The 26,979-nt window shown below is 66.9% G+C and carries 26 protein-coding genes and 1 tRNA gene; 6 read left to right on the top strand and 21 right to left on the bottom strand.

All coding sequences use genetic code 11. The features are described from left to right. The first annotated feature begins 26 nt into the window (after positions 1-26). Positions 27-383 carry a hypothetical protein gene (locus ACYQML_RS08455; protein ID WP_461235287.1) on the top strand — a complete coding sequence of 119 codons (357 nt, stop codon included), beginning with the start codon at positions 27-29 and terminating at the stop codon, positions 381-383. 129 nt (positions 384-512) lie between these two features. Here ACYQML_RS08455 and clpB read toward each other — a convergent pair whose 3' ends face one another. Further along, positions 513-3,143: an ATP-dependent chaperone ClpB gene (clpB, locus tag ACYQML_RS08450; RefSeq protein WP_056431759.1), complete on the bottom strand. Its 2,631-nt coding sequence runs from the start codon at positions 3,141-3,143 to the stop codon at positions 513-515. A 201-nt stretch (positions 3,144-3,344) separates the two neighbouring features. Between clpB and ACYQML_RS08445 the strand changes: the two genes are divergently transcribed. After that, a complete protein-coding gene (locus ACYQML_RS08445; RefSeq protein WP_461235286.1) occupies positions 3,345-4,151 on the top strand; it encodes an MOSC domain-containing protein in 807 nt (268 codons plus the stop codon). 30 nt (positions 4,152-4,181) lie between these two features. Here the strand turns inward: ACYQML_RS08445 and ACYQML_RS08440 are convergent, their stop codons facing one another. After that, positions 4,182-4,457 (bottom strand): hypothetical protein, encoded by a 276-nt coding sequence (locus ACYQML_RS08440; RefSeq protein WP_056431754.1) that lies wholly within the window; start codon positions 4,455-4,457, stop codon positions 4,182-4,184. Between the two features lie 196 nt (positions 4,458-4,653). Continuing rightward, a complete protein-coding gene (locus ACYQML_RS08435) occupies positions 4,654-4,917 on the bottom strand; it encodes a hypothetical protein (protein ID WP_311274259.1) in 264 nt (87 codons plus the stop codon). A 225-nt stretch (positions 4,918-5,142) separates the two neighbouring features. Here ACYQML_RS08435 and argB point away from each other — a divergent pair, with 225 nt between their 5' ends. Beyond that, on the top strand, positions 5,143-6,054 hold the full coding sequence (gene argB, locus ACYQML_RS08430; RefSeq protein ID WP_056431748.1) for an acetylglutamate kinase: 912 nt from the start codon (positions 5,143-5,145) through the stop codon (positions 6,052-6,054). A 75-nt stretch (positions 6,055-6,129) separates the two neighbouring features. On the opposite strand, the gene ACYQML_RS08425 is transcribed toward argB, so the two are convergent. Then, positions 6,130-6,726, bottom strand: a complete 597-nt coding sequence (locus ACYQML_RS08425) for a hypothetical protein (RefSeq protein WP_461235285.1) — start codon at positions 6,724-6,726, stop codon at positions 6,130-6,132. Between the two features lie 630 nt (positions 6,727-7,356). Here ACYQML_RS08425 and ACYQML_RS08420 point away from each other — a divergent pair. From ACYQML_RS08420 to ACYQML_RS08410, 3 genes are all read left to right on the top strand, one after another. Next, the gene (locus tag ACYQML_RS08420) at positions 7,357-8,550 is read left to right on the top strand and encodes a tyrosine-type recombinase/integrase (protein WP_461235284.1); all 1,194 of its coding nucleotides are present in this window, start codon (positions 7,357-7,359) and stop codon (positions 8,548-8,550) included. Between the two features lie 39 nt (positions 8,551-8,589). Then, positions 8,590-8,994 carry a helix-turn-helix transcriptional regulator gene (locus tag ACYQML_RS08415; protein ID WP_461235283.1) on the top strand — a complete coding sequence of 135 codons (405 nt, stop codon included), beginning with the start codon at positions 8,590-8,592 and terminating at the stop codon, positions 8,992-8,994. A 253-nt stretch (positions 8,995-9,247) separates the two neighbouring features. Further along, positions 9,248-10,357 (top strand): hypothetical protein, encoded by a 1,110-nt coding sequence (locus tag ACYQML_RS08410; RefSeq protein WP_461235282.1) that lies wholly within the window; start codon positions 9,248-9,250, stop codon positions 10,355-10,357. A 143-nt stretch (positions 10,358-10,500) separates the two neighbouring features. On the opposite strand, the gene ACYQML_RS08405 is transcribed toward ACYQML_RS08410, so the two are convergent. The 17 genes from ACYQML_RS08405 to ACYQML_RS08325 all read right to left on the bottom strand — a co-directional run bounded on the left by ACYQML_RS08405 (position 10,501) and on the right by ACYQML_RS08325 (position 26,825). Continuing rightward, positions 10,501-11,460, bottom strand: a complete 960-nt coding sequence (locus ACYQML_RS08405; protein WP_461235281.1) for a tyrosine-type recombinase/integrase — start codon at positions 11,458-11,460, stop codon at positions 10,501-10,503. Beyond that, positions 11,457-11,684: a hypothetical protein gene (locus ACYQML_RS08400; RefSeq protein ID WP_461235280.1), complete on the bottom strand. Its 228-nt coding sequence runs from the start codon at positions 11,682-11,684 to the stop codon at positions 11,457-11,459. The genes ACYQML_RS08405 and ACYQML_RS08400 overlap by 4 nt, the downstream gene beginning before the upstream one ends. Continuing rightward, the gene (locus ACYQML_RS08395; RefSeq protein ID WP_461235279.1) at positions 11,681-11,911 is read right to left on the bottom strand and encodes a hypothetical protein; all 231 of its coding nucleotides are present in this window, start codon (positions 11,909-11,911) and stop codon (positions 11,681-11,683) included. Before ACYQML_RS08395 ends, ACYQML_RS08400 begins: the two co-directional genes overlap by 4 nt. 620 nt (positions 11,912-12,531) lie before the next feature. Further along, positions 12,532-13,074, bottom strand: a complete 543-nt coding sequence (locus ACYQML_RS08390) for a superoxide dismutase (RefSeq protein ID WP_461235695.1) — start codon at positions 13,072-13,074, stop codon at positions 12,532-12,534. A gap of 257 nt (positions 13,075-13,331) precedes the next feature. Continuing rightward, on the bottom strand, positions 13,332-13,943 hold the full coding sequence (locus ACYQML_RS08385; protein ID WP_461235278.1) for a hypothetical protein: 612 nt from the start codon (positions 13,941-13,943) through the stop codon (positions 13,332-13,334). Continuing rightward, entirely contained in the window at positions 13,940-15,349 is a 1,410-nt protein-coding gene (chrA, locus tag ACYQML_RS08380) for a chromate efflux transporter (RefSeq protein ID WP_461235277.1), read from the bottom strand. Before chrA ends, ACYQML_RS08385 begins: the two co-directional genes overlap by 4 nt. A gap of 1 nt (position 15,350) precedes the next feature. Then, positions 15,351-16,181: a chromate resistance protein ChrB domain-containing protein gene (locus tag ACYQML_RS08375; RefSeq protein ID WP_461235276.1), complete on the bottom strand. Its 831-nt coding sequence runs from the start codon at positions 16,179-16,181 to the stop codon at positions 15,351-15,353. Positions 16,182-16,299: 118 nt separating this feature from the next. Continuing rightward, positions 16,300-16,509 (bottom strand): hypothetical protein, encoded by a 210-nt coding sequence (locus tag ACYQML_RS08370; protein WP_461235275.1) that lies wholly within the window; start codon positions 16,507-16,509, stop codon positions 16,300-16,302. A gap of 266 nt (positions 16,510-16,775) precedes the next feature. Continuing rightward, positions 16,776-18,086 carry a hemolysin family protein gene (locus ACYQML_RS08365; RefSeq protein WP_461235694.1) on the bottom strand — a complete coding sequence of 437 codons (1,311 nt, stop codon included), beginning with the start codon at positions 18,084-18,086 and terminating at the stop codon, positions 16,776-16,778. Between the two features lie 378 nt (positions 18,087-18,464). Continuing rightward, positions 18,465-18,848 (bottom strand): hypothetical protein, encoded by a 384-nt coding sequence (locus tag ACYQML_RS08360; RefSeq protein WP_461235274.1) that lies wholly within the window; start codon positions 18,846-18,848, stop codon positions 18,465-18,467. Between the two features lie 23 nt (positions 18,849-18,871). Then, the gene (locus ACYQML_RS08355) at positions 18,872-21,985 is read right to left on the bottom strand and encodes an efflux RND transporter permease subunit (RefSeq protein ID WP_461235273.1); all 3,114 of its coding nucleotides are present in this window, start codon (positions 21,983-21,985) and stop codon (positions 18,872-18,874) included. A 7-nt stretch (positions 21,986-21,992) separates the two neighbouring features. After that, a complete protein-coding gene (locus ACYQML_RS08350; protein ID WP_461235272.1) occupies positions 21,993-23,726 on the bottom strand; it encodes an efflux RND transporter periplasmic adaptor subunit in 1,734 nt (577 codons plus the stop codon). A 60-nt stretch (positions 23,727-23,786) separates the two neighbouring features. Then, positions 23,787-24,218, bottom strand: coding sequence for a DNA polymerase III subunit gamma/tau (locus tag ACYQML_RS08345; RefSeq protein ID WP_461235271.1), 432 nt, complete (start codon positions 24,216-24,218; stop codon positions 23,787-23,789). Positions 24,219-24,316: 98 nt separating this feature from the next. Further along, the gene (locus tag ACYQML_RS08340) at positions 24,317-25,642 is read right to left on the bottom strand and encodes an MFS transporter (RefSeq protein WP_461235270.1); all 1,326 of its coding nucleotides are present in this window, start codon (positions 25,640-25,642) and stop codon (positions 24,317-24,319) included. A gap of 10 nt (positions 25,643-25,652) precedes the next feature. Then, on the bottom strand, positions 25,653-25,919 hold the full coding sequence (locus ACYQML_RS08335; protein ID WP_461235269.1) for a metal-sensing transcriptional repressor: 267 nt from the start codon (positions 25,917-25,919) through the stop codon (positions 25,653-25,655). 282 nt (positions 25,920-26,201) lie between these two features. Further along, positions 26,202-26,276, bottom strand: a tRNA-Thr gene (locus ACYQML_RS08330). 60 nt (positions 26,277-26,336) lie between these two features. Then, a complete protein-coding gene (locus ACYQML_RS08325; protein WP_056423671.1) occupies positions 26,337-26,825 on the bottom strand; it encodes an NUDIX hydrolase in 489 nt (162 codons plus the stop codon). Positions 26,826-26,979 lie beyond the last annotated feature (154 nt).

Raw genomic sequence — 26,979 nt, 5'->3', positions numbered from 1 at the left:
GCCGCGATCCTTCCAGGGGATGACGTGTGACACGGCCAGCGAGCAAATCCGTCCGGGAGATCATTCGCGACCGTCGCCCCGATGCGGATGCGCCGTTCCGTGATCTCACCGATGGAACGGAAACCGGTCCTGCTGACAGGGTAAGGAGAACCCACGGCTCGCAACTGGCCTGGCTGTTCGGCATCCTTGCCAGCGCCGCGGCGATTGCCGGTGCTGTGCTCGCCGTCCTGGCGGCGCCACCTGTGTTCGACTGCCGAAACCGGGCCGAACAGGGCTTCTTCGTAGGACAGACCTATGGTGGCTGCGTAGCAAGTGAGGTTTCGACACGGTGGAACCTGCTCGAACAGCGCGTGAAGCTGGCACTGCGCGGCTCGGGTCGCTGAACTACGCTTTCTTCCCCGTGCCAGGAACCCCCGTCTATGCAGAAGTTATCCGAGAGGTGGTGGCGACTGCCATGAGATCGGCTTCCGGCGGAGGCGGTCCCCGCCGGAAGCATGGAAGCGAACCTCGCCTCAGTTGAGCGTGGCGCTCGCCGGACGCCGCTCCGGTAAAGCGGGATCGTCGCCGATCATCAGGCCGGATGGGCCGAGCCGGACCGGCACCGCCTCGCCATCATGGATGCGGCCCGCGAGCAGCTGCTCGGCCAGCCGGTCCTGCACCGCCTTCTGGATGACGCGCTTGAGCGGACGCGCCCCGTAGGCCGGGTCGTAGCCCTTGTCGGCCAGCCAGTCGCGGGCATCGGGCTCCACGTCGAGGGCGATCTTGCGCTCGTCGAGGAGGGTCTGGAGGCGCCCGAGCTGGATATCGACGATCGCCCCCATCTCGGACCGCCGGAGACGGTGGAACAGGATGATCTCGTCGATGCGGTTGAGGAATTCCGGCCGGAAATGATGGCGGACCACACCCATCACCTCCTCGCGGACCTCATCCGTATCCTGCCCCTCCGTCTGCGCCACCAGATATTCCGACCCGAGATTCGAGGTCATGATCAGGAGCGTGTTGCGGAAATCCACCGTCCGCCCCTGCCCGTCCGTCAGGCGTCCATCGTCGAGAACCTGCAACAGGACGTTGAACACGTCCGGATGCGCCTTCTCGATCTCGTCGAACAGCACGACCTGATACGGCCGGCGCCGCACGGCTTCCGTGAGCGCACCACCCTCCTCGTAGCCGACATAGCCCGGAGGCGCACCGATCAGCCGGGCGACCGAATGCTTCTCCATGTATTCCGACATGTCGATGCGCACGAGGGCCGTGTCGTCGTCGAACAGGAAGCCGGCCAGCGCCTTGGTCAACTCGGTCTTGCCGACGCCCGTCGGTCCGAGGAACATGAACGAGCCGATCGGCCGGTTCGGATCCTGCAGGCCGGCGCGGGCACGCCGCACGGCGGTGGCCACCGCCTCGACGGCTTCCCGCTGGCCGATGACGCGCTTGCCCAGTTCGGCCTCCATGCCGAGGAGCTTCTCGCGCTCGCCCTCCAGCATCTTGTCCACGGGCACGCCGGTCCAGCGCGAGACGACGCCCGCGATATGGGCCGGCGTCACCGCCTCCTCGACCATGCCGTCGCGGGCGACAGCGCTTTCGGCGGCCGCCTCGTTCTCGGCGAGCTCCCGCTCCAACCCGGGGATCACGCCGTAGGCGAGCTCGCCCGCGCGCTGGTACTGGCCCTGGCGCTGGGCCGAGGCGAGTTCGTTGCGCGCCTCGTCGAGCTTCTTCTTGAGCTCGGCCGCCGCACCCAACTTGTCCTTCTCGGCCTTCCAGCGGGAGGTGATCGCGGCCGACTGCTCTTCGAGATCGGCAAGCTCCTTCTCCAGTCGCACCAGACGGTCGCGGGAGGCGGAATCGGTCTCCTTCTTCAGCGCCTCGCCCTCGATCTTGAGGCGGACTACCTCACGGTCGATGTTGTCGAGCTCCTCCGGCTTCGAATCCACCTGCATGCGCAGGCGCGACCCGGCCTCGTCCATCAGGTCGATGGCTTTATCGGGCAGGAAGCGGTCGGTGATGTAGCGGTTCGACAGAGTCGCGGCCGCCACGAGGGCCGCGTCCTGAATGCGCACGCCGTGATGCTGCTCGTACTTCTCCTTGATGCCGCGCAGGATCGAGACCGTATCCTCGACGGTGGGCTCGGACACGAAGACGGGCTGGAAGCGGCGGGCCAAGGCCGCGTCCTTCTCCACATGCTTGCGGTATTCGTCGAGCGTGGTCGCGCCGACGCAATGCAGCTCGCCGCGTGCCAGTGCGGGCTTGAGCAGATTCGAGGCGTCCATCGCCCCGTCCGCCTTCCCGGCTCCCACCAGCGTGTGCATTTCGTCGATGAACAGGATGATGCCGCCGGCCGCCGAGGTGACCTCGGAGAGAACGCCCTTCAGCCGCTCCTCGAACTCGCCGCGATATTTCGCGCCGGCGATCAGCGCACCCATGTCGAGGGCGAGCAGGCTCTTGTCCTTCAAGCTCTCCGGCACGTCGCCATCGACGATGCGCAGGGCCAACCCCTCGACGATGGCGGTCTTGCCGACGCCGGGTTCGCCGATCAGAACCGGATTGTTCTTGGTACGCCGGGACAGGACCTGGATGGTGCGGCGGATCTCCTCGTCGCGGCCGATCACCGGGTCGAGCTTGCCCTCCCGGGCGGCCTCGGTGAGGTCACGGGCGTATTTCTTGAGGGCGTCATAGGCGTTCTCGGCCGTGGCATTGTCCGCAGTGCGGCCCTTGCGGAGCGCGTTGATGGCAGCGTTCAGCGACGCGGCGGTGACGCCGGCGGCGGCGAGCGCACGGCCGGATTCGGTGTCCTTCTCCACGGCGAGGGCGAGCAGCAGGCGCTCAACGGTGACGTAGGAATCACCCGCCTTCTGGGCGGCCTTCTCGGCGGTGTCGAACAGGCGCACGAGTTCTCGCGTCGCCTGGGGCTGCGCGGAATTACCCGAAACCTTGGGCTGCTTGGCCAACCACTGCTCGACCTGGGCGAGCGCCACGCGGGACTGTCCGCCGGCGCGGTCGATCAGGCCTGCGCAAAGCCCCTCGGGATCGTCGAGGAGCACCTTCAGGAGGTGGCCGGGCTGCAATTGCGGATGGCCTTCGCGAAGGGCCAGGGATTGCGCGGCCTGGACGAAGCCGCGGGCGCGTTCGGTATAGATCTCGAAATTCATGTCTTTCCTCTCCCCCGTGCCGACGATCCACCGCCCGCCAAGCGGCGCGGCCCCGTCGAGACGTCGCTCCCCGACCGAATGGTCCGGGGAACACCGGCGCCGCGAGGGCCGCCGATGTTCACGATGTAGTGTTGCATATGAGCACCACAAGACCCGATCACGGACTTGCGCTTCAGGAAAGCTTCGGGCGAAGCTGGCGCGATGAATCTCCTGCCGACGACCCCAAGCGCACTGCGCCTCGAGGCACTTCATCGCTATCCGGTGAAGGGTCTGTCGCCAGAGCGTCTGGACGCGGCGACGCTACGGGCCGGAGCCTATTTTCCCGGCGATCGGCTCTTCGCCATAGAGAACGGGCCGTCAGGGTTCGATCCGACGGCTCCCAAGCACCAGCCCAAGATCAAGTTTCTGATGCTGATGCGCAACGAGGCCCTGGCGCGTCTCGCGACGCGCTACGACGCGGACAGCTCGATCCTGACAATCTCTCACGACGGGCGTGTCGCCGTCGAGGCGGACCTGTCGGTTCCGAAGGGGCGCGAGGCGGTGCAAGCGTTCTTCGCAACGGAATTCGCCGACGCCCTGCGCGGGCCGCCAAAATTGCTCACCGCGCCGGAGGGCTTCCGCTTCACGGATTCGGCGCGCGGCTTCGTCTCGCTCCTCAACCTCGCCAGCGTGGCGGCGACCGAAGACATGGTGCGATCGCCCGTCGATCCGTTGCGCTTCCGCGCGAACCTTCACCTTTCCGGGCTCGCGCCGTTCGCCGAACTGGATCTGGTCGGTCGCGTCCTGGCGTCGAAAGGCGGCGTCCGCCTGCAAGTCTCGAAGCGGACGGAGCGCTGCGCGGCGACGAATGTCGACCCGGCGACAGGACTCCGCGACCTCGCGATCCCAAAGGCCCTCTCGACGCAACTCGGCCATACGGATTGCGGTGTCTATGCCGAGGTGCTGAGCGGCGGCCGCCTCGAACAGGGCGAGACGCTCCTGCTCGAGCCGTGCGAAGTCAGGCCATAATCGCACCTGGGTTCCCGCCGCTGGGCAAGGTCAGATCGGGTGGCGCGGGACGAGCACGATGGCTGCGGCGTAGCCCGCCCGGCGCAGGCCGCGAAGATCGGCATGGCGCCGCTCGCAGGTCACCCTGACGTAGCGCTTCTCACCCTCCTCACTCCAGGTGGAAGCCGCCATGGTCTGGCCGTGGATCATGCATTCCATCGGTGTGTGCGCAGGTGACACGATGATGTCGAGGGCGGTGGTGCGGGAGCAATCCTGCGCCGCGATCATGCTGGAGCAAACGAGGGCGACGGCTAACAATTCGGACATGACGGACCCCTTTTTCGGTTCGGCGAATAAGGTCCGCGGTGTTGCTCAGGCGTCGAGCGGCCGCGTGATTGTTGCCTGAGCGTTCCTCGTCGTTTTTCATTGGACTTGGTCTAGCATGACAGATGCCAAACCTGTCGCAAGGTGGCCTCGGCCCCGGCCGAACATGGCTCTCATGCACGGCGCGAAGACTTCGGCTTCATGCGCGAAGCGATACATTGTCGGCCCGCGATCGGCGGGTGACGAGGCGGTCCTCGTTACGAGGCACGAGCCAGGTCGGCTCGGGCTCGGCGCGGGGCAGGATGCTGGCGACGGCATCGAGATCGACGACGTAGCTGTCGGTCAGTCTGCGCCAGACTTCTGCGGGAGAGGCGGTGTCCTTCCCGATCTGGGCGAGGGCGGCAGTCAGATTCCGAAGGCCGGTGAGGGTCGGACGGGCGTCGGTGGTATCCGCGGCAAGCATCGGAGGGAGCGTCCTGTGCAATCTTCCAAAGGATCACAGGACAGGGTTAACACACGGTTATGCCCCCCCTTGGTGCTGGCCGTCCTCACCACCGATCCGCCTTTCACGACGGGACCATTTTTCCGAGCTTTGGCGGCTATGGCGCTTCGCAGTGCGACATCGCTGCGCTAGAAGCGCGTCGTCGCGCATCCCGATCCGGCGCCGTAGCGAGGACAGTGCCTCACGATGAAAGAATCTCTGGCAAAAGACGCCCTCCCGAACGTGCATGTGCGCGCGGAAGTTCTGGTCCAGGCCCTGCCCCACATGCAGCGCTACGATCAGGAGATCGTCGTCATCAAGTATGGCGGCCACGCCATGGGCGACCGCGCCGCGGCGGAAGATTTCGCCGAGGATATCGTGCTCCTCGAGCAATCCGGCCTGAAGCCCATCGTGGTTCATGGCGGCGGCCCGCAGATCGGGCGCATGCTCGGCCGGCTCGGCATCGAGTCGGAGTTCCGCGGAGGCCTGCGCGTCACCGACGAGGCGACCGTCGAGGTGGTCGAGATGGTGCTGGCCGGCTCGATCAACAAACAGATTGTCGGCTGGATCTCGGCCGAGGGCGGTCGCGCCATCGGCCTCTGCGGCAAGGACGGCAACATGGTCCGCGCCCGCAAGGCGACGCGCACCGTGATCGACCCGGAGAGCCAGACCGAGAAGGAGATCGATCTCGGCCTCGTGGGCGAGCCGGAGCATGTGGAACGCGGCGTCCTCGACGCGGTGTTGAAGGCGGAACTGATCCCGGTCCTCGCCCCGGTCGCCTTCGGCGCCGACGGCCAGACATACAACGTCAATGCCGATACGTTCGCCGGGGCCATCGCCGGAGCCCTACGGGCCAAGCGCCTGCTGCTCCTCACCGACGTGCCGGGAGTGCTCGACAAGGACAAGAAGCTCCTCACCGACCTCACCCTGGAGGATTGCCGCCGCCTCATCGCCGACGGCACCATCACGGGCGGGATGATCCCGAAGATCGAGACCTGTATCTACGCGCTGGAACAGGGCGTCGAGGCGGTCGTGATCCTCGACGGCAAGGTGAGCCATGCCGTGCTGCTCGAACTCTTCACCGACCACGGCGCCGGTACGCTGATCCGCCGGGCGTGAGCACAAAGCCCCGGGACGTAACCTCTACGTCCCGGGGCGCGGCATCATAGCGACCGGCGGGTCCTCAGAACGTCATCATTCCTCGGCCTTGCCGGGATCCGGCACACCGGCCTTGGCCCAGAACGCAGCCGTCGCCTTACGATAAGCCTTGGTGAGGGCAGGTCCTTCCGCGCCCGCCGGACCAATCTCGTCCCAGATCTGCTGGCACAATGTGGCCTGGACCGTGAAGCGGCTGGGATCCTCGGTCTTCGAGGCAGCGATCAACGCGCCGACGATCTTGCGCATGCGTTCGGCATTCCGAGCGAAGACCTCCTCGCCTTCAGCCACGCGGCGGCTGGCCGTTTCGGCCTTCGCAGCGCGCCGTTCGGCGGAAACCGTATCCTTCGTCACATCCGCCTCGTTGGGCCGGTACGCAGCCTCAACCTCCTTGAGAGCGGTGCGGCCACGCAGGATCATCGGCTTGGCATCGGCCCGACCCCGGCAAGAGGTGCGCAGTTCGACGAGGAGACGCTTGGCCATGCCCACCATCTTGCGCGACGGCGGCGACACGGAGGCTGCAACGGCTGCCCTTTCCAAGGCGGCGATGATCGAATCCGCGTCGGCCGGGGGCCGCTCGCTGGCAACGTCGGCGCCGGAAATCGCCAGTGCCTTATGGTCCGGCTCAAAGCTCACAATAAAACCCTCGCGATCGATCTAGGGCGCCGTGCGTGCAACCGTTCGCACCGCCGCTTCCATGTCCGAAGCCGCCCTGTCGAGAAACCCGCGGCACCGCCGCGCACCACATTCAGCCTTCACTCAAGCAGCCTGGCTGCCGCAACGGGGCGTAGCCCTATCCCCTGGGCCGCGACAGCGTCAAGGCAGCGCCAAGAGTGGTCGGACCGGCCTGCCTTTTTCAAACATGCCCCTCGCCGAGGCGTGACCAAAGGCGAAGATGCGAATGCTGCCGTCTCCGGCACCGCGCTATGCACGGTCACGTGAAGGCTGTTGGAAGACGTGAATCGGTGGGTAGAAATGAAGCTGTCGCGCCCGAAAGTCGTTCAACCAGCAACGAAGCCTAGTCGCGGGAGACGCAGCACGAACGCTGGGTTCTTTCGGGAAAATGGTGCTGCTGGACAGGATTGAACTGTCGACCTCCTCATTACCAATGGTGTAGTCGATGTGATCATGAGTGCCCGGGGTGCACGCTCGACCCTGGCTATCGTAGGAGAATCCAAGCATACCTCATCACTCTGATCATCAAGAGTGATCGCTGGTGCACACCCGCCTGCACCCCCGATGCACCCCTGAAGTCGAGGATGGATCATGCCGCGGCGCGCGAGCGACGAGAACGTGTTAAAATTCACGAAGGGTATCTTGGGGAATCTGACGACGGGGAGCGGACAAGCAGAGCGTATCGTCTGGGACTCTGAAGTGCCCGGCTTTGGATTGCGCTTGCGCGCAAGTGGCAATCGAGCTTGGGTCATTCGCCCGCCGCGCTCGGGTGGGAAGTCGAAGCTTCACACGCTTGGTGCCTTCGAGGCGATCGACCTTTCAACCGCGAGGCGCACAGCACGTGAAAAGATCGCTGAGTCAACTCTAGGCGGTGACCCGACCAGCTCACGTAAGCAAGCCCGTGCACAAGCGGCAATAACACTCGATGGCCTCATCGGCGTCTACGTCGCCCACAAGGAGGCCACGGGCCGGCGTTCTTCGACGATCAGCAACCTTAGGCACCATCTCGAGGTTCACTGGAAGCCGCTTCGGGATCGGCCGCTCTGCTCGATCACTAGGGCAGATGTCGCAAAGCGTCATCGAGAAGTCGCGAACGAAAGCGGCGGATCAGCAGCCGACCGGGCACGATCGATCCTGTCTACGTTTTTCGTTTGGGCGATCGGTGAGGGCCTCGTCGAGGCCAATCCGGTCCTCAACACCAACAAGGCCACTACGCCGACTCGACGAGATCGAGTGCTGAACGACAGCGAGCTCGCCGCGGTCTGGCAGGCATGTAAGGACGACGACTTCGGGCGCATCGTCCGCCTCCTCATTCTTACCGGTCAGCGACGCACCGAGGTCGCGGCCATGAGATGGAGTGAGGTCGACCTACAAGCCGCGATGTGGACCATTCCGGCGACACGCATGAAGAACAGGCGCGCCCACGAGGTTCCTCTGTCGCAAGCCACGATATCTGTCCTCGAAGATGCTCCCGTCCGCGCTGGCAGAGAATTCGTCTTCGGTGAAGGCGCTGGCGCCTTCTCGGGATTCAGCAGGGCAAAAGCTGCGATGGAACGGCGGATCGGAGATGCAGTAGCTGACTGGGATCTCCATGACCTCAGGCGCACAGCGTCCACAGGGATGAACTCTATCGGCGTGATGCCGCACATCGTCGAGGAGGTCCTGAGCCACGTCTCGTCCCACAAGGGCGGTGTGGCTGGCAATTACAACTGGGCGGCATACAGGCCCGAGAAGCGCGACGCACTCGATCGATGGGCCCTCCAGGTGCTTCGCTTGTGCATTTGATGACACAGCCGCCGTCGGGCAACGGCGTCGTGCTTCTCTTTGACCCGATTCGGTGTCATTGTCGGCCATCACAGCATTGTGGAGCAATTATGGCATCAGCATTCGGCCGCCCCTTCGTCGGACGCCTGGAAGATACCGCATAGCGTTCCACCCGACGATGAAAGAGAAAAATTGAACGCACTATCGACACTTCCACCCGAGATCGCTCGCCGCCGCGTGATCGGAACCAACGACGCGGCAGCTTTTTGTGGCCTCTCCGTTCCGACCTTCCGCCGCCTGAACGACCGTGGCGCAATCCCGACCCCGATCCGTCTTTCGGAGCGCCGGCTCGGCTGGAAGATCATGGACCTGATCGAGTGGCTGGATTGCCGGCAAGCGGGCCTACAGTGGCACGAGCATCGTGCGGCCCTCGCCATGAATGACAATGCGCCGAAGGACAGCTGACAGGTTAGACCTCAACGGGGGTTCTATCTGCCGACATCAGGTTGTGCAGCCTTAAAAGCGAGCCCACAAAAACCCACTTCGATCAATTCCCGTGCCCAACCAAGCACTTAGCTCTCCCAATTTGCCTCGAAAAATGCGGAAAATGGGGCGAGCAGGAGCAGGATAGGAAGGGTTCCTCACAGCCGAGTTCTGCGGTACTTCTTCTAACATTCGCCGAAGAAAACTCACGAAACGTTGAATTACGATAGCTGCAATGACGAAACAAGACGCAATTACTGATCGGTTTAAAACGAAAACTGAAGCAAGCAAAATATTCGCGATCGACCGGCGCTTGTGGGGCCTCGCTTGCGATCTGGGTCTCAACGCTGCGGTCGCCTACTTGGTGCTGGCGTGCGGCTCGGGAGCCGACAACCGCACGACTTCGTGGTCAGCGAAATCTATCGAGGAATACACTGGCATCGGACGGATCCGCGCTCCAAGAGCGATTGAAGCGCTCAAGGATGCCGGCCTCTTGACCCAAATCAAGGGCGGAACTCGTCCGCGCTACCTTCTTCAAGCCGCCAACGCGGTACCGGGAAGCAAAGCCTTCTGGGCCAACCCGGACGCTCCCACGCTCGATGATTTCAAGCCCGAGTGGATCTGGCTGAGCAATCGCCTCGTCACGGGCTTCGATGATGAGGACGTGTCGCTGTTGGAGGCGATCCGGAAGACCCAGAATCTCGCCGCCCTCCGCCTGTTGGTGAATCTCTATGCCGACTCGACCTTCACGAAGGAAGGCGGCCTTGAGTGGCGTGAGGGCGGGATCCGGCAAGCCTACGAGCGACGCGCAATCGGAAAGACTGAACAGGTCATCGTCTGGGGGTTCCGCCCCAGGAGGGGGATCACCTGCGACCCCGTTGGTTTCCCCTTTCGCTATGGCGAGTCCTTCGAGGCCGACTTTGGCGTCCTGCGTGATCTGGATGCCGTCGCACTCGTGCCGCATCTGGTCGAGGGTGTCGGCTACGATATCGAAGTTCTCCACTCGCTCGCCGACCGATGGCACGGCGTGCATCACGAGGCGGAGATTCTGGAGGAGGCGATGTTGTCCGCCCGTCGACTCCTGCCACCCGAGGCGATCGAAAAGGCGGCCGGCGAGGGCTTCACGCTCCTTGTGCCGACACGGCGGACTATGCCCGATGTCCAGGTTGTGGGCATTGCGCGCCTGGCTTGCCTTCCCCGCGCACGCCTCGCGGTGGAATGGATGGAAAAGAACTCCGGCGATTGGAGCTTTGCGGCATCTGAGTACGCTTCGCTCGGACCCGCAACATCAAGGTCGACATCAAGGTCTACCTCAACGTCCTCATCAAGGCCCTGTTCAAGGTAAACTCCCGAGGTAGTTCTAATAGGGTTGCGGCCGGCGGGTAACGTACCCGTCGCTTCGCTCCGAACAACAACGGCTACACGTTCGATCGCAACCTTCCGAGCCTCGTCGTGGCCAGTGGCAGAAACCTGCTTCGAGAACACATCCTACAGTCCGATTTCGGCAGCGAGGTTCCGATAGAACAACTCTCCGTCCCTGATGTACCGGCGAACGGTGGCGGCCGATCGGTGCCGGGTCTGGCGCATGATCACCCGCTCCTCGATCCCGGCCTGGGCCGCGGACGTCGCGAACCCGGCCCGCATCGAGTGCCCAGAGAAGAGCGCGGCGTCGAGCCCGGCCGCGCCGGCCCGCTTCTGGACAATCTCGGAGACGGCGTCGGTGGAGAGCCGCTCCCCAATCCGCCCGTGCCGAGAAATGCCGCGGAACACGGCCCCCTCGACGATCCCGGAGGCCGTGAGCCAGCCGGTGTAGGCGGCGACAGGGCAGGTCTCGCGGCCTGTCCGGCCAATGGCCAGCACGGCCCCCTCGCCATCCTGGTCGCTCTTCGACCGCCGGATCGTCACCCTCAGTCCCTCGGGCACCACGGCGATGTCGGCGACGTCGAGGGCCACCAGCTCGGACCGGCGCAGCGCCGCGCCGAACCCGACCAGCAGCAGCGCCCGGTCGCGCTGGTCGAGGAGCCGGTCGCCGCAGGTCGCCAGCAGCTGGCGCAGCAGCGGCACCGTCAGGGCCTCGGCGTGATCCTGGGCCACGCCCTTCTCCCGGCGCAGGCCCCGCATCACGTCCCGGATGGCGGGATGGCGCGAATCCATCGGAAAGCCCGCCATCCGGTGCGCCGTGGCGATCGCCGACAGCCTCCGCGTCAGGGTTGCCACGGACAGGCTGTCGGCGTGCTGGGCGATGTAGAGCCCGACCGTCACCGGATCCGCCGGCAGGGCGGTTCGGCCATGGCCGGCGCACCACGCCTCGAAATGCCTCCAATCCGACCGGTAGGCCTTGCGGGTTGCGGAGGCGCGGGCGCTCTCGGCCAAGCCGGCGGCCCGCGCGGCGACCTCTTCGAGGGGAAGTGCAGGGAGGATCGTGGCCTGGGTGACGGGGGCGTTCATTCCGGCTCCGAGAGCGATTTCACCACGGCATAGTTCTGTTGGGCCTGGCGCAGCGTCCCTTCGATCATGGCGAGCACCTCCCAGGCCTGGGCCTGCCTCCCCTCCTGGTCGGCGAGGGAGGCGATCAAGGCGATCTGCGCATCCCGACGCCGTTCGGCCTCGTCGATGGCCTGCTGAAGACTGAGGACCAGGGGATCGGTGGAGGCCTCGGCCCCGGCGCTCACGGCGTTGGCTCCGAGGGCGACAGGAGATCCCGCTCATTGAGCAACCTACTGAGGGCGCTCTGCATGATCATGATGACCCGCATCGCCTCGATGGTGCAGGTCCCGTGAGCGACGAGGTTCTGCAGACGGTCGATCCAATGGACGAGCCGCGCCGTAGTCATCTCGATGAGGCGGTCCAGGACGTCGAGCGTCTGCGGCTCGGTCTCGCCCGTGCTCTGCTCGTTCATGTCCGCGCCTCGTCTAACCCCGGATACCCATTTATTATCCGAGGTAAGAATGCCCGAGCCCGCCGGTCAGGGCAAGCACCATCTTCGGTTACATTCAAGTCATCGCGTAAGGTTACATCCGCGATAAGCTGTCATTTCTTTATTCTCGACCCCCCGGTATACTTGGGAATTCAGCACAGAAATCCGAGCTCTAAAAGACCGTATTTCGGAAAACGATCGAATACTTTGGCGACCTCTTCGCGATGCCCGACATCGGCCAGACCGTCGCGGCCAACCGGACCCGCTGCAAACTTTCGAGTTGAACGGCGCGTCGATCCCGCACGATGCCAAAGGACGACGATCGTGCCGCACTCCCCGCCAACATCGGCGCGGACGCCGGAACGTCCCAAGCGACCAGAGGCAACAAGTACTTCGCCTCCGAAAGGCGGCCCGTAGCCCTGATCGCCAGCATCAGCAGGTGGTCACAGTAGGATCAGCCAGTGAATAGGGCCGCAGATCCATGAGGTTGCCCCGTGGTGGCGATCGCGTGCAATAAGCAGCAGACGAGCTCAGACTGCCCCACGGAGCTGGACGGCCCTCCTACGGCCTTGCTCAAGGTGGTCCACTCATCCCGCTTTTCATCAGGCGTGATTTAGCTCGCTGTACAAGCGGTCGGCGGTATCCCAGCGGATCACCTTCATGAAGACGTCGACGTAGTTCGCGGCCTTCGCTCCGAAATCCATCTGGTAGGCGTGCTCGTACATGTCCATCGCCAGGATCGGCGTGCCGCCAGCAAGCGTCGTGGTGTGGTCGGCCGCCCAGGCGTTCACGAGGCGTTTGGAGCGGGGGCTGTAGGTCAGCAGCACCCAGCCGGAGCCGCCGCCCTCGGCGCGACCCATGGCGGTGAACTGCGACCGCCACCGCTCGACGCTGCCGAAGTCGCGGACCAGGGCCGCCTCCAAGTCGGGGCCCGGCCTGCTCTGGTCGCCGAGGTTGGAGAAGAACAGCTCGTGCAGGATCATCGAGTTCGTGGCGATGAGTTCCTCGCGCTTGAGACCGTTGATTACGAACCCGGGCGCCTTCTCGTAGTCCATCGTGGCGAGTTGGTCAGCGATGGAGTTCAGGCGCTTCACCGCCCCGAGGTAGTTGTTCTCGTAGTGGCTGATCATGATGCGCTCGCTCATCCCGGCGATCTTTTGCGGGTCGAGCGGCAGCGGCTTGGCGGTGTAGGGCGGCAGCTTGATCGCCGGCTGTGTGGGCGAGGGTCCGTCCGCGGCGGCGGCCGAGGCGGCCCCGAGGCCGATGGCGGCAAGGCCCGCGCCGGCCAGGAACAGGTTGCGGCGGTCGATGTCGTTGGACATGGTCATCTCCAATCGCATGATGCGGGCCCCATCGGCACCGCACGGTCCTCAGCGCGTTCCCGGCGTCGGGACGTGCCCTGTCACGGCAGTTCCTCGACGTCGAGGCGGTCGAAGCGGGTCACGCTGTCGGCCTTGGTCCAGAAGGCGACCTTGCCGGGCGCGACGATCGTCGCGTCGGTCGCGGCGAAGAGATCTCGGCCGTCGAACGACACCGTGAAGCGGTCGTCCCGCGCGGTGAGGGCGAGGTCGTGCCAGACGCCCGCGGTGACCGGGGTGTCGGCCCCGGCCAACTGGATACGACGACCGGCCACGACCTTGTAGAAGCGGACGTTGCCTTCGAGGGCGTTGGCGCGGACCACGTAATAGTTGTTGCGGTCGAGCAGGCGGACGGCCAGTCCCCCGGCCCGGTCGACCGATCCGGCCATCGGCTTGATCCGAACACGGACTGTCACGTTCGCCGGCGCGGCCGCCTTCCGGATCAGCAGGGGGAAGCGACCGTCCGTGGGGTCGTCGCTAGATTGCTCAACGGCGCGCCCGCCCGTGCCGCCGTCGTCCGCGACACTGTCCCATCGGCCGGCGGCCCCGGGTCCGGTCTGCATCGGCTCGAAGCCGGGCAAGGCTTCCGGCCCGGCGATGGCGACGACCGCCGTGACGAGCGACACGATGGCGGTCAGTGCGATCAGGCGTCTCATGCGACGGCTCCCGTGAGGTGCAGCATGATGCCGGCCGCCGAGCAGGCGGCGAGCGTGGGGATCAGGCCGACACGGAAGCGGAACACCGCCATGAGCGCGGCCAGCGACAGGGCGAAGGCCCACGGGTTCAGACTCATCGGTACGGGCACGTCGAACCGGAGTGGACCCACCGCGACAGGATGGACCTCGGCGAAGATCGTATGCAGGGCGAACCAGACCGCGAGGTTGAGGATCACACCGACTACCGCCGCGGTGATGGCCGAGAGAGCGCCGGCCAGGGCCCGGTTGCCGCGCAGGCTCTCGACGTAGGGGGCTCCGACGAAGATCCAGAGGAAGCACGGCGCGAAGGTCACCCAGGTGGTGAGCAGGCCCCCGAGGGTCCCGGCGAGCAGGGGTGGCAGGGTCCCAGGGTTCCGGAACGCGGCCATGAAGCCCACGAACTGGGTGACCATGATCAGCGGGCCGGGCGTCGTCTCGGCCATGCCGAGCCCGTCCAGCATCTCGCCGGGCCGGAGCCAGCCGTAGTGCTCGACCGCCTGCTGCGCGACGTAGGCCAGCACCGCGTAGGCGCCACCGAACGTCACCATCGCCATCTTCGAGAAGAAGACCGCGATCAGGCCGTAGACGCTCGCGGGTCCGACGAGGGCGAGGACGAGGGCCACCGGCACCAGCCAGAGCGCCGCCCAGACGGCGAGGACCCGAAAGGTCTGTCCGTGCGTGGCGTGCTCCTTCGGAAGCTCGTCGTCGGCGAGCAGGTAGGGACCGGTGTCGGCCTTGCCCGAGGCGCCGTGCCCGCCCCCGACCTGGAACTGCGGCAGGCCGGCCTTGCCGCCGAGGTAGCCGATCACCCCGGCGGTCAGGACGATGACCGGGAACGGCACGTCGAGGAGGAAGATCGCAACGAAGGACGCGGCCGCGAGGGCGACCATGGCCCGGCTCTTGAGCGCCCGCCGTCCGATCCTCAGAACGGCCTGGGCGACGATGGCCAGCACCGCGGCCTTGAGGCCGAAGAACAGACCGGCGACCAGCCCGACGTTGCCATAGAGCGCGTAGACCCAGCTCAGGGCCATGATCGCGATCACGCCGGGCAGGACGAAAAGGCCGCCGGCGACGATGCCGCCGCGGGTACCGTGCATGAGCCAGCCGACGTAGGTCGCGAGTTGCTGCGCCTCCGGTCCCGGTAGCAGCGTGCAGAAATTTAGGGCGTGGAGGAACCGGTTCTCGGAGATCCACCGTCGCTCCTCGACGAGGATGCGGTGCATGACGGCGATCTGCCCGGCCGGGCCGCCGAACGAGAGCGATGCGATCCGCGCCCAGACCGGGAGGGCCTCGCGCAGGGAGATGGGAGTTGGCGAAGCGGCCGCCCCGTCCTCGACAGCGGCATGGCCGAGCGTGGCGCCGGCCATGTCAGGACCTCGCCTTCGCGTGGCCCGCCGGCCAGTCGTGGGTCTCCCCGGTCGCGTCGCGGCACCAGCGATAGAAGGCGTCGTACAGCACCATGCCGGCGTCGAGCTGCTGCAAGTCGTCCGCGTATATGCGGGAGAGGCCGAGGGAGGCGGCGAGGAGCCCGGCGGCCTCGGGGGCGAGGTCGGGCCGGTTGGTGTCGGCACCCCGAACCAGGGTGGCGAGACGAAGCAATGGCTCTGTCGCTAAGCCAAGTTCCGCAACCATGACGTCGAAGGTGCAGAGATCGCCGCGGTGGCTCCAGAACACGTCCGGCCCGTCGATGTCGAAGGGCTCTCCGTCGAAGCGGGAAGCGACACCCGCGACCTCGGACGGCGGCACGAACAGGAACACCGCCTCGGGGTCGACGAACCGGCGGATCAGCCAGGGGCAGGCGATGCGGTCCACCTTGGGACGCGACCGCGTCACCCAGACGGTGCGGCCTCGCCCGTCACGGTTCCTGATCCTGTCGATGGGCACCATGGGCCGCTCGGCGGCGGCCCAATCCGCCGTCCCGCCGTCCAGCACCTCGGCGTCTACGCCGGCGGACCTGAGCCAGGCGGCGACGCCATGGCTTTGCTGCTGGCCGTCCCGGCAGATGGCAACGACAGATCGCCCGCGAAGCGCGTCGGCCCATTCGGCGACCGCCTCCCAGGCGCGAGGACGGGCGCCCGGCACGAGCCGCGGATCGGCGAGGAGGTCAGATCGGTGGCGCACGTCGACCAGGACCGGGCACGCGGCGGTACCGACCAAGCGGGCGAGTTTGTCCTGGGAGATGGAGTTGGGCGAGGCCATGGCGCGTCCTTGCAAGAATTGCAGATTGGACGCGATGCTTCGGCCGAGGCCTCGTCGGGAGATCGCATCCCGATGCCGCCATAGGCGGCTGGGGACGCGAGGATGTCAAGCCGTGGGATCAAGGCGATCCGCAGCGGCTGAGCGTCCACAGGCCCGATGGTGGTGAGATGCCGCCATCGGAGAGTCGCCCGATCCGCTCGCGATGCGCGAGGAAGCCCCGCGCCAGGTCGAGGAAGGAAACCCGCGCGACCCCGTTGCCTTCCGCCGCGACCGCGCCGTCAGTTCTAAAGGGGATCATCGCGGTTCTCACCTTGGGATCGACGCCCATGGCGTTGGCCTCCGAGACGAGCACCCATTGCCCGGCGGTCGCCCCCACCTCGGTCCGGAAGGGAAAAAACCTCGCCCGTGACCGTGACTACGAAATCCCAGCTGACGGCATCTCCCGTACGCCCGCTGCGAAGCTCGAACTGGTGGGCGCCTCGCAAGGGCCTGAAGCTCGCCTCGCCGAGGCGGCAGGATGCCGGCTCCGCAATGGCAGGGAGCGCGAGCAGGAGCAGGGCCGCTGCGGTCGTGAGCGTGCGATGGGCGATCGTGTCAGGTCACCCTCGCGGCGAGAATCTTGTCGATGCGGCGACCGTCGAGGTCGACGACCTCGAAACGCCAGCCCCCGGTCTCGAAGGCGTCCCCGACGGCCGGGATGCGACCCAACTGGAAAATCACGTAACCGGCTAGCGTGGTGAAGTCGTCGGAATCCGGGATCTCCGAAAATTCGAGTCGCTCGAAGGCCTGGCGCGCCGGCATCATGCCGTCGATGAGGAGCGAGCCGTCCGGGCGCTCGACCACGTCGGGTTCGTCGCCCGCCTCCGGGATGTCACCGGCGATGGCCTCCAGCAGGTCGGTCTGGGTGACGATGCCCTCCAGGCTGCCGTACTCGTCGACCACGACGGCCATGCGCATCGGCTGGCTCTGGAAGGTCTCCAGCACCGCCAGGATGGTCATGCTCTCGTGCACGACGATAGGCGGCTGCGTGGCCGCGGAGATGTCGATCTCCTTGCCGTCGAGGACCTGGTCGAGCAGGTCCTGCTTGCGCACGACCCCGACGATCTCGTCGACGTCGCCGCGGCTGACGACGACCTGGGCGTGGTCGCATTCCCGCACGGCCTTGAGGACCACGTCACGCGGATCGTCGGCGTCCACCCAGAAGACCTCGTGGCGCGGGGTCATGATGTCCCGGACCTTTCGCTCACCGATGGAGAAGATGCGCTCCACCGCCTCCTGCTGGACCTCGCGGATCAGCCCGGCTTCCTGGCTCGCCTGGATGAGCAGGTTGAGCTCGGCGGTCGAGTGAAGCGAGCCCTCGCCATGCCCGCCTTGGAGACCGAAGAGGCGCAGGACGCCGTTGCCGAGCGCGTTCAGGAACAGGATGGCCGGGCGGAAGACGAGGAGGAATAGCCCGAGGGGACGGACGACGGCGAGCGCGGTTCGCTCGCTCCGCTGAAGGGCGAGGCTCTTCGGGGCGAGCTCGCCGAGCACGATGTGCAGGGACGTGATGATCGAGAAGGCGACGACCACGGCCACGGTGTGGGCCACGGCCGTCCCGAGCGACATCGGCAGCCAGGCGAGGGCCGGCTCGATCAGGTGGGCAAGGGCCGGCTCGCCGACCCAGCCCAGCGCAAGGGACGAGAGGGTGATGCCGAACTGGGTCGCGGCGAGGTAGGCATCGAGCCGGTCGGTCGCCCGTTGCAACGCGGTGGCGTTGGCCCGCCGCTCCGAGACCAACTCGGCGACGCGGCTGCGGCGCACCGAGACCAGGGCGAACTCGGCCGCCACGAAGAACCCGTTGGCGAACACCAGGACCAGGACTGCAAGCAGCCCCAGTGCGGTCGACCATGCGTCGTCAGTAATCGGCTTATCCCCACTCTATCGATCTGGTGGACGTCGAGCCGCCACCCAATATTCCGTTGGTACGAACACGGCTTGAAGGCGCCATCGCGGCAATCCCTGCCGCGTCGAGGCGTGCGTCCCGGTTGCAAGGCTGTCGTCAATGGCTAAGCTTGGGCATCGTCGCGACGCCGGCGCTCACCTTCGGACCCCATGTCCATCAAGATCAAGACAGCCAGCGATGGGACCTACACGCTTGTCCGCGACGGTGCGGTCGTCAGCTCTGGCCTCACCCTCGACCAAGCACATGAGCTCGCCTCGGTATTGAGGTGCCTCGGCTAGGGCGGTAACGCTCCCGTCCCGAGGCGAGGCGGGCCGAGGAGCATCGGCCCGCCCGGGATCTCATTTCTCGACGTGCCGGACCTGGATCGCGCGCCCGTCCGCCGTCTTCGCCGAGACGACGACCTTGTCGCCCTTCGCCAGCGGCTGAGCGAGGGGAGCCGTCAGCTTCTCGGAGGTGGCCGGCGACAGCACGAGCGTCTCGGTCTTGCCCCCCGACATCACGGTGGCCTTGCCGGAGGCGCCCTTGGCCGATTGCGGCTTGCCGTCCTCGTCGCTGAAGTAGAGGGCGATCTCGGTCGGCGTGTCGACGAGCTCGGCATGGCCCCCGGTCACGTCGATCAGTGCACCGCCGTTCGGGCCCTTGTGGGAATGCCCGCCGCCGGCTGCCCAGGCGGAGGTAGAGAGCACGAGGGCGGCGGCGAGGGCGAGGGTCATGGTCTTCATGGGTCAGTTCCTTTTCGGTTGGGTCAGAAGGCTTCGGCGGGGGTGAGGCCCCCGTTCCGGCTCGCCTGCAATCGCTCCAGGGCCTTGCGGCCAAAGGCGAGGAACAGGACGGGCGTCAGAAGGGTGTCGAGCACGGTCGCGCTCACAAGGCCACCGAGGATGGTCACGGCGACCGGATGCAGGATCTCGCGGCCGGGCTCGTCGGCCCCGACCACGAGGGGCAACAGCGCGAGGCCGGCGGAGAGCGCGGTCATCAGCACCGGCGTCAGGCGCTCCAGACTCCCGCGGACGACGAGCGCCGACCCGAACGCCTCCCCCTCGTGGAGCGCGAGGTTGAGGTAGTGCGAGATCTTCAGGATGCCGTTGCGCGCGGTGATGCCGGCCAGGGTGATGAAGCCAACCATCGACGCGACGGACAGGGGCTGTCCGGCGAGCCAGAGGGCCGCGACGCTGCCGATCAGCGCCAGCGGGATGCTGGCCATGACGATGAGCGCCAGGGGCACCGAGCGGTACCGCCCGAACAGCACCGTGAAGATCAGGGCGAGCGCCACGAGGGACAGTAGGCCGATCCGCGTGGACGTCTCCTCCTGCGCCTGGAACGTCCCCTCCAGCCCGACCCGGTAGCCGGCGGGCCACCTCGTCTCGTCGACCGCCTTGCGCACGTCGGCGACCACCGCAGCCAGGTCCCGCTTCTTGTCGGTGTTCCCAAAGACCGCGATCCGCCTCTGGGTGTTTTCGCGGCTGATCTGGTTCGGGCCGTCGGCCTCGGTGACGTCGGCGACGCGGCGCAGGGGGATGCGCCCGGCCGGCGTCGAGATCAGGAGGTCGCCGAGACCCGTGGTCGAACGATCCTCGTCCCCGAGGCGGATGACGACATCGAAACGGCGATTGCCCTCGATGATCTGCGAGACCGTGCGCCCGTTGCTCAAGGTGGCGAGGGCATCGGTGACGGAGGCCGGCGTCAGGCCGTAGAGGGCGGCCCTCTCGTGGTCGACATCGACCCGGAGTTGCGGGATGCGGACCTGCTTCTCGACCTGAAGGTCGGCCATGCCGTCGATGCCGGCGACCTTGGTCCGCAGGGTCTCGGCGAGGCTGCGCAGGGTGTCGAGGTCGTCGCCGTAGATCTTGATGGCGACCTCGGCCCGGATGCCGGACAGCATGTGGTCGAGCCGGTGCGAGATGGGCTGTCCCACATTCAGGACGGCCGGCAGCACCGCGAGGCGGGACCGCAGATCGGCGAGGATGGCCTCCTTCGGCCGGCCCGGCCTCAGGTCGACGTCGAGCTCGCTCGAATGCACCCCCTCGGCATGCTCGTCCATCTCGGCCCGCCCGGTGCGGCGACCGACCGAGATCACCTCGGGCACCTCGCAGATGAGGCGCTCGGCGACGAGCCCGAGGCGATGGCTCTCGGCCAGCGAGATCCCGGGGTTGTAGGCAAGCCCCAGGGCGAGCGTGCCCTCGTTGAAGGGCGGCAGGAACGCCCGGGGAAGCCGGGTCGCCGCGACCCCGGCAGCGATGACCGCGAGCCCGGTCACCCCGAGCAGGATCGCCCGATGCCCGAACGCCCACGACAGCAGGGCGGCGTTGCCGCGCTTGAGGTGGCGGACGAGCCAGGTGTCGGCGGCCTTGTGGCCGGTCCCGCGCGCCAAGAGGTAGGAGGCCAGCACCGGCGTGAGGGTGATGGAGACGACGAGGCTTGCTAGGATCGAGACGATGTAGGCGACCCCGAGGGGGGCGAAGAGCCGGCCCTCGATCCCGGACAGGGCGAACAGGGGCACGAACACCAGGATGACGATCAGCGTCGCGTAGACGATGCCGGAGCGCACCTCCTGGCTCGCCGCCGCCACCACCTCCAGGACCGGCCGAGGGGAGGCGCTCTCGCGGTTCTCGCCGAGCCGGCGGATGATGTTCTCGACGTCGACCACCGCGTCGTCGACAAGCTCGCCGATGGCGATGGCAAGGCCGCCCAGGGTCATCGTGTTGATGGTCAGCCCGAGGGCCTGGAACACCGTGACGGTCACCAGCACAGAGATCGGGATGGCGGTGAGCGAGATGACGGTCGCCCGCACGTTCATCAGGAAGGCGATCAGCACGACCGCCACCACGATCCCGGCCTCGATCAGGACGCGCTTCACGTTGCCGACCGAGGCCTCGATGAAGGTCGCCTGCCGGAACTGGATGTTCTTCGCGTTTACCCCGGAAGGCAGGGTTTTTTGGATGGAATCGAGTGCGGATTCGATTTTTCGCGTGAGCTCGACGGTGTCGGCCGCGGGCTGCTTCTGGATCGAGACGATGACGGCGGAGCGCCCGTTGAAGCCGGCGTCCCCACGCTTCACCGCTGGGGCGAAGTCGACCCCAGCGACCTGGCGCAGGAGCACGGGCTGGCCCTGGCGGTAGGTCACCACGGTGTTGCGCAGGTCGTCGAGGCGCTTGGTCAGGCCGACGTTGCGGATGAGGTACTCGCGCCCGTGCTGGTCGATGAAGCCGCCGCCGGTGTTGGTGCCGAAGCGCGAGACCGCCGTCTCGACCTGCTCGGGGGTGACGTCGAGGCTCTGCATCGCGGCCGGGTCGGGCGAGGCCCGGTACTGGCGCACCTCGCCGCCGATGGGGATGACCTGGGAGACGCCCGAGATGCTGAGAAGCTGCGGGCGGATGGTGAAGTCGGCGAGCTCGCGCACCTCCATGGCCGGCATGGCGTCGGCGGTGATGGCGACGAGCAGGATCTCGCCCATGATCGAGGTTACCGGTCCCATGTGCGGGCTGACCCCACGCGGCAGGCCCTCGCGCACGATGGCAAGCTTCTCGGAGACGAGCTGCCGGCTGCGGTAAACGTCCGTCGACCAATCGAACTCGACGTAGACGATGGACAGGCCCGGGCTGGAGACCGAGCGGACCCGGGCGACCCCCGGCATGCCGTTCATGGCCGCCTCGACCGGGTAGGTGACGACCTGCTCCACCTCTTGGGGGGCCAGGCCCTCGGCCTCGGTCATGATGGTGACCATGGGCCGGTTGAGGTCCGGCAGCACGTCGACGGGAAGCCGAGGCAGCACGAAGCTGCCGTAGGCCACCAGGATGACGGCGGCGGCAAGGACGAAAAGGCGATTGCGCAGGCTGGCGCGGACGATCATCCCGAACATGGCGGCCTCACCGGATCTGGTTGATGAGGTCGGCGCCGCGCACGACGACGCGGTCGCCCTCGGCCACGCCGGCCCGGACGATCAGGCGGGTCGCGTCGAGGGGCTCGGTCCGGATTGGGCGCGGCTCGAACCGTTCCGGCTCGACGTGGCGCCAGACCATGGCCTCGCCGTTGCCCGAGCGGACCACGGCGTTGCGCGGCAGGACGATGCCGGTCGCGCTGGCACCCGTCCGGGACAGAACGGTCACCGGCTGGCCGATGCGCAGGTCGGCCGGCGGATCGACCACCGCGAACTGGACGACCGTCGCCTGCTGCTGGAGGGCGCGGCTCACCCCCTTCGGGACGAGCTTCAGGGTGACGCCGTCGGCGGTCAGGGCGGTGGCGTCCTCCGGCAGGGGTGGCAGGGTCTCGAACGCCAGGGCCTCGACCCAGAGGTTCTTCGGGTCGACGACCTGGAACAGGACGTCCTGCCCCTGCACCACTTGGCCGGCGACGACCCGGCTCGACGCGATGACGCCATCAGCCGGCGAGGTCAGGGTCTCCGGGGTGGTGCGGATATCGCTGACGGCGGCGCGGCGCCGGCGCATGCCTTCCAGCTCGATCTCCAGGTCGGAGACCGAGATCGTCGTGCCCGATCCGGTCGTCACGAGGCGCTTGGCCCGGGCGAGCTTGGCCTCGGCCAGCCCGATCATCTGCTCGATCTCGCCGACCTTCTCGACGACGATGGCCTGGTCGGCCTGGATGATAGGACGCTCGACGTGGGCTAGGACGTCGCCCTTGCGGACCGCCTGGCCGAGTTGCGGCATCCCGGCGGACGGGGCGATCACGCGACCGCCGCCGATGCTCTGGACGAGGCCGCCCCGGTTCGGGTCGGGGATGACCTTGCCGATCAGGCGGATGGCCGCCTCGACGGTGGAAGGCTTAGCGACGGTGGTCCGGACTTCGAGGATGCGCTGCGACGGCTTTGGCACGAAGACCGCCCCATCGGGCATCCTCTGCGGGGTGTTGGTTCCCGGCACTGCCACGGGGGCGTCATGGTCGTGATCCTCGCCGCCATGGGCGAAGGCGAACCCGGTCGAGACGAGCACGACGACTCCCGCCGCGACCACGGCCACCGGCCTAGCGCGTCGGCTACGCAGGAGCAGGCCCAGCCCCACACCTGCGGCGAAGATCCCGAAGACCCAGGCCTGCCCCTGCCGAAGCGGCGCCATGGCCTCCCGGGCGCGGTCGATCAGGGATCCGTGGTCGTGGCCCGACAAGGCTTGGGTCACCGCATCGCCTTCGAGCCCCGGGATGGTGAGCGACCCGATGAGGAGGTCATCGCCGGCGGGGGCGGAGATCGAGACGATGACGTCGATGGCCCCGGGCTCGGCAAGCCGGGACGAGGCCACGGCGTAGGTTCCGGCCGGGGTCGACGTCGCGACGACGGGCACGTCCCCGAGGGTCACGGTCACCTTGGCGTCGGTCACCGGCTCGTTGTCGTCCATCCGGTCGACGTGGAGGGTCAGCCGCAGGTCCTGCAGCGTCCCCACGACCTCGTAGAGGTCGGACTGCAGGGCGATGCGCGGCATGCCCTGGGTGGCCGTCGCGAGCGGCGGCGGTGCATGGGAGTGGTCGTCACCGCCCCCGGCGTGGGAGGGCGAGCCGGTGAGGCACAGGCATGCCGAGGCCAGCGCGAGCATGGCCCACCCGGCGACGCGGCTATGCAGCCGCCCGCGGGCGTCGTTCAGATGTCGGGTCACGGTGAGAGGTCCTGTCGAGCGAGCGCATGGTGCGGCCGCACCCTTGGGGCACGTCCGCGTCTAGGCGGCCGACAGGGTTCTTGGAGGTCGTCGCAAGCCGTTCGGATCGATGCCGAAGGGGTGGAAAAGCGGTGGCAGCGCCAGGGTGGCCGATCCGCTGTCGAGGATCATGACGGCATCGGCGCCGCCGAGCAGGGCCACCGGCTGGGCGAGGCTGCAGCACGATGGCTTCTGGTGCTCGTGCTGCTCGGGGTCTCCGAGCGGATCGCCGGACACCTCGCCATCTTGGGATTGGTGGGTGACCACAACGTGAGAGTGGACCGTCCCGTCGCCGTGCATGTGCGAATGCTCGGGGCCGGCGTCCTCAAGCGTCTCGATCAGGGGCTGGAAACCGCTGGCCGAGGTGAGGCCAGTGCCGACCACAACGGCGAGCATCGCCACCAGCATGAAGCCGGTGCCGAGACGTCGCAGCGCTGCCAGTGCGGCTATCACCAAGGGTTCTCCTCGTTCGATGATACCATCGAACGCGTTGCGGTTCCAACGGTCACGGTAGTTCAGGTGGGCTGACCGGCCGATGAACCGAGACATGCTCATCCCGCCCGGGCCGGCCATTGATGGTGCAGGTCGTCGATCACGAAGGCATGGGCGTGGCGCCGGTCCCCGTTCAGGTGCGGGTGCGAGGGTTCGAGGTCGGCATGGGCATGCTCAATCACGTCGGGATCGGACGCCGGCCACAGCCCGGCCGCCGCGGCGACGCCCGCCAGCGTCAGGCCCCCGAGGATGGCCAACGTGGCCGGCATCCCAAGGGAGGCGCCGAGCCAGCCGGCCAGCGGGTAGGTTATGAGCCAGGCGCCATGGGACAGGGCGAACTGGGCCGCGAATACGGCCGGCCGGTCCTCCGATGTCGCCGACCTGCGCAGGAGTCTGCCGGTCGGGGTCTGGACGGCGGAGTAGGCGATGCCGAGCATCAGCCAGGTTTCGAGGAGCAGGGCCCAGCCGATGGCGCCGCCCCAGGTCATGACGGCGACGCTGAGCAAGACCCCGCCGAGCAGGGCGGCCGCCGGAATCATCACGGCCCGGTCAGACAATCGGTCCAGCAGGCGGGGCAGCGTCAGGGCGGCGATCATGGAGCCGCCGCCGAAGAGACCGAGGGCCAGTGCCACGTCCGTTTGCGGCCGATCCAGCAGGCCCTGAACGATCACCACAGTGTTGACGATGACCATGGCGCCGGCCGCGGCGACTGCGAGGTTCAGGGCGAGCAACCCGCGCAGGCGTGGCGTCGCGACGTAGATCCTGAGGCCCCGCGTGGTCCGGTCGTAGATGCCGCCTTGCCGGTTGGTCCGCTTGGCGATGGGCAGGCTCACGGACACCACCAGGGCCGCCGAGCACAGGAAGCCGAGGACAGTGCCGCCGAACAGCGCGTTGAAGGGCACCACGGTCAGGAGAAGGGCGGCGAGGGTCGGGCTAAGCAGGTTCTCCAAATCGTAGGCGAGGCGCGAGAGTGACAGGGCGCGGGTGTAGTCCCGTTCGTCGGGCAGGATGTCCGGGATGGTGGCCTGGAAGGTCGGGGTGAACGCGGCCGAGGCCGATTGCAGGGCGAAGATCAGGAGGTAGATCTGCCAGACCTGATCGACGAAAGGCAGCGTCAAGGCGATGGCAGCCCGGATGAGGTCCGTGCCCACCAGGAAGGCGCGCCGGGGCAATTGAGCGGTGAAGGCCTGGGCCACCGGGGCGACGAGGACATAGGCCACCATCTTGATGGCGAGCGCCGTGCCCAGGACGGTGCCGGCGCGATCACCCGCGATCCGGAATGCCAGAAGCCCGAGGGCGACCGTGAGCAAGCCCGTCCCGATGAGGGCGATGACTTGGGCCGCGAACAGGTGTCGGTAGGTGCGGTTCGAGAGGACGCTCAGCAATGGGGGCGCCTCACAGATACTTCGCGAGGGTCTTGAACTCGGCCAGGGCATCCTTGGCGGCCGTGGCGCCGTGTTCGATGCCGTGCCCGATGCAATGCTCCATGTGGTCCTCAATGAGGACGCGCTTGGCGTTGGTGATGGCGCTCTCGACCGCGTGGAGTTGCTGGGCAAGATCAACGCAGGGTCGGCCTTCCTCTATCATCGCGATGACACCGGCGAGGTGTCCGTGCGCGCGCTTCAGGCGCTTGACGATGTCCGGATGCGAGGCGTGTTCCATAGCGCATCCTATCCCCCTGGAGGGGATACATCAACGCAGCTGTTTTTCACCACAGCAGCTCGCGCATCACCTGCGTCCAGGCCGAGCGGGAGAGGAACGGAGCCGGTAAATGCTTGGTCGCGCTTAGCGCCAACAGCTTTTGGAAGCTGCCGGATGGGCAGACTCGGTCACCCTTAACGCAAACCGTAACGAGGTAACTTCGTGCTGCACCCCCACTGCACACCCGGCTCTGGACCTGGGGTGCAGCTGCACTTCAGCGCCGCTCTAAGTGGTCGAAATGAATGGTGCTGCTGGACAGGATTGAACTGTCGACCTCCTCATTACCAATGAGGTGCTCTACCACTGAGCTACAGCAGCCGATCGTCGCGACGCGTCGGCGACGAGCGGGGAGTTAGCGGATCGAAGGCGGCTTGGCAATCACTTCTCGCCGCCTTTGATCGTTGCTGGTGAAACAAGCAGCCCTGTGTCCCTTTTGCACGCCGCGCGAATGATGCCGGCGAGGCCGGATTCGGCGACAGCCTCGGCCGCGTCGGAGGGTGTGAACCAGCGATCCTCGCGCTCACCCCGTTCCGGCCAGTGCTTCAGCTGCTTGCGGACCTCCAGGGGGAAGACCTTCACCTGGCAGAGTACGAAATCACGGCTCTTGAGCCGCTTCTCATAGAGGTAGAAGCCGAGCGGCCTCTTGCCGATCTCGCCAAGAAGCCCGGCCTCCTCATAGGCCTCGCGCGCAGCGGCCTCGTAGGGCTTGCGCCCCTTCATCGGCCAGCCCTTCGGGATCACCCAGCGGCGGCTCTCACGTGAGGTGATCAGGAGAATCTTGAACCCACCATCCGACAGGCGCCGGAACGGCAAGGCGCCGACCTGACGCCGGGGCTCCGTCTCACTCTCCACCAGGGCTGAACTCATGGAAGGGGAACGCCGCGATGCCGCGTGGGTTCGATGGATCCGCGCGTGATCGGTTCGAGTTCAGCGGCCCGCCGCTTCCCTGCCTCGACGATAAAATTCGGAACTTTCGACAACCAGGTCATCGAGCACCCCTGCCCTGTGGCGTGAGGACCGG

The organism is Methylobacterium sp. CM6244, from assembly GCF_054817885.1.
This window is presented reverse-complemented; position numbering and strand designations above follow the sequence as displayed.